Source organism: Nonomuraea sp. NPDC048881, from assembly GCF_040649795.1.
Classification (GTDB): domain Bacteria; phylum Actinomycetota; class Actinomycetes; order Streptosporangiales; family Streptosporangiaceae; genus Nonomuraea.
Window position 1 is genome coordinate 1 of sequence record NZ_JBEZGC010000049.1, and the last position, 2659, is coordinate 2659.

General features: G+C 73.7%; 1 protein-coding gene. It reads right to left on the bottom strand.

All coding sequences use genetic code 11. The features are described from left to right. Positions 1-2659 (bottom strand): condensation domain-containing protein (locus AB0C33_RS51100; RefSeq protein WP_358303119.1); only part of this gene is annotated, 2659 nt, incomplete at both ends.

Genomic DNA, 2659 nt, shown 5'->3' on the forward strand with positions numbered 1-2659 from the left:
CCGGCGCGTCCAGGTCGGACAACATCCCGTCCAGCAGGGTGAGGTACCAGTCCACCAGCCTGCGGACGGTCGCCTCGTCGAACAGGTCCGTGCGGTAGCCGAAGCCGCCCCGCAGCGGCGATCCTGGACCGCTGTCGAGCACGTACAGGTCCAGGTCGAACTTCGCCGTCCGCTCGGGGAGCTCGATGGAGGCCGCCTCCAGGCCGGGCAGCTCGGGACGTCCCTGGTCGGGGATGTAGTTGAGCATCACCTGGAACAGCGGGGTGGCGGCCAGGTTGCGTTCCGGCCGCAGCCGGTCCACCACCCGGTCGAACGGCGCTCCCGCGTGGGCGAGCGCACCCAGCGCGGCCTCCTTGACCCGGTCCAGCAGCTCCCGGCCGGTCGGGTCGCCGCCCAGGTCGGCGCGGACCACGACGGTGTTGATGAAGCAGCCCACCACGCCCTCGGTGTCGGGATGGTCCCGTCCGCTGACCGGCACGCCGACCGCGATGTCCGCGCTCGCCGACAGCCGGGCCAGCAGCGCCTGCAACCCGGCCAGCAGCACCATGAACGGCGTCATGCCCGGCGCCGACCGCACCTTGGCCGCCAGCTCCGCCGGCAGCTCCACCTCCAGCGACGCCCCCGCCGGGTCGGCCACCGCGGGCCGAGGACGATCCGTCGGCAGGTCGAGCACCGGCGGCAGCCCCCGCAGCCGTTCCGCCCACCAGTCCAGATCGGCCAGGGCCGGGACGGGCGCCACCTCCGTGTACTGGGCGGGCGGCGGGCCCGGCGGCGGGCGCAGTCCCAGCCGGGCGGCGTACAGCGCCGACAGCTCCGACTGCAGGAGGCCGCGCGTCCAGGCGTCCGTGGCGATGTGGTGGAAGGTGAGGGAGAGCACGTGCTCCGCGTCGTCCACCACGAACAGGACCGCCCGCATCGGCGGCTCCCGGTCCAGCGCGAACGGCGTGGCCAGCTGCTCGGCCACCGCCCGGTCGACCTGGGGACGGTCGATGGTCACGGTGGTCACCGGCACCTCCGCGGCCGGCCGTACCTCCAGGACCGGTTCGGCGCCGGTGGCGACGATCACGCTGCGCAGCACCTCGTGCCGCTCGGCCAGGTCCCTGACCGCGCCCAGCAGCGCGTCCGCCTGCAGCGGCCCGCGCAACCGCAGGGTCATCGGGACGTTGTAGGCCGTGCCGTCCGGCTCCAGCTGGGCCAGGAACCAGAGCCTGGCCTGGGCGCCGGACAGCGGCGCCGGGCCCTCCACGCGCTCGCGTCGCGCCACCGTCGCCGAGGCGGGACGGGGGAGCGCGGCGGCCAGGTCGGCGAGCACGGAGTGCTCGAAGAGCAGCCGCACCGGTACGGCGACGCCGAGCTGTTCGCGCAGGCGGCCCGCCACCCGGGTGGCGGCGAAGGAGTGGCCGCCCAGCGCGAAGAAGTCGTCGTTCGCCCCCACCTGCTCCACGTCGAGCACTTCGGCCCACGCCTGGGCCACCAGTCGCTCGGCGGCCGTGCTCGGCGGCACGAAGGCCGCCGCCTCCTGCTGCGGTTCGGGAAGGGCGGCTCGGTCGATCTTGCCGTTGGGGTTGAGGGGCAGGTGGTCGAGGGTGACGATGTGGGCGGGGACCATGTAGTCGGGCAGCCGTTCGCGCAGCGCCGACCGGACCGCCGGGACGTTCGCCGACGCGGGGGTGACCCAGGCGGCCAGCTGCCTGGCCTTGCCCTCGCCTATCGGGAGGACGACGGCTTCGGAGACCTGGGGGAGGGCTCGCAGGGCGGTGACCACTTCGCCGAGTTCGACCCGGTAGCCGCGGACCTTGACCTGGTCGTCGACCCGGCCGCGGAACTCGATCTGTCCGTCGGCGGTGAGGCGGAGCAGGTCGCCGCTGCGGTAGCAACGCTCGTCGCCGGTCAGCGGGTCCGGGACGAAGCGTTCGGCGGTCAGGTCCGGCAGCCCGATGTAGCCGCGGGTCACCCCGGGGCCGCCGACGACCAGCTCACCTGGCACGCCCGGCGGGACCGGCCGGAGCCGCGAGTCCACCAGATGGCCGTAGACGCCCGGCAGGGGACGGCCCAGCGGGACGATCCCGGTCCGGCGTTCCGCGGGGATCTGGTCGGTGTCGCAGACCAGGCAGATCATGGTGGATTCGGTGTGGCCGTAGTGGCTCTGGATGCGCAGTCCGGGTTTGGCGTTCTGGGCTCGTTCGACGAGGTCCCAGGGGCAGGCTTCGCCGGCGAGGATGAGGAGGCTGCCTGGTAGGACGGCCGCCAGGTCGCCGCCGGAGGCCAGGAGTTCGAGGTGGCTGGGGACGCATTTGACGACGTCCACCCGGTGGTGGGTCAGATAGTCGGCGAACGCGGTGGGGTCCATCGCGGTCTCGCGTGGCAGCAGGTGGACGGTTCCGCCGGTGGTCAGCGCGCCGAACACGCAGGTCAGGCCGAAGTCGGCGGCGGGTGTGGAGACCACTGCGAACGAGCCGCCGGGGGCGTCGATGCGGGGGAGCATGCCGTTGAGGTAGCTGAGCACGTTGTGGTGCTCGGCGGCGACGGCCTTGGGGGTGCCGGTGGAGCCGGAGGTGAAGATGACGTGGTGCAGGTGCTCGGGCCGGACGTCCACGCGGGGCCGCTCGGCGGGCAGGTCGGGGAGTCGGTCCAGTTCCAGGACCCGCACGTCCGGGCC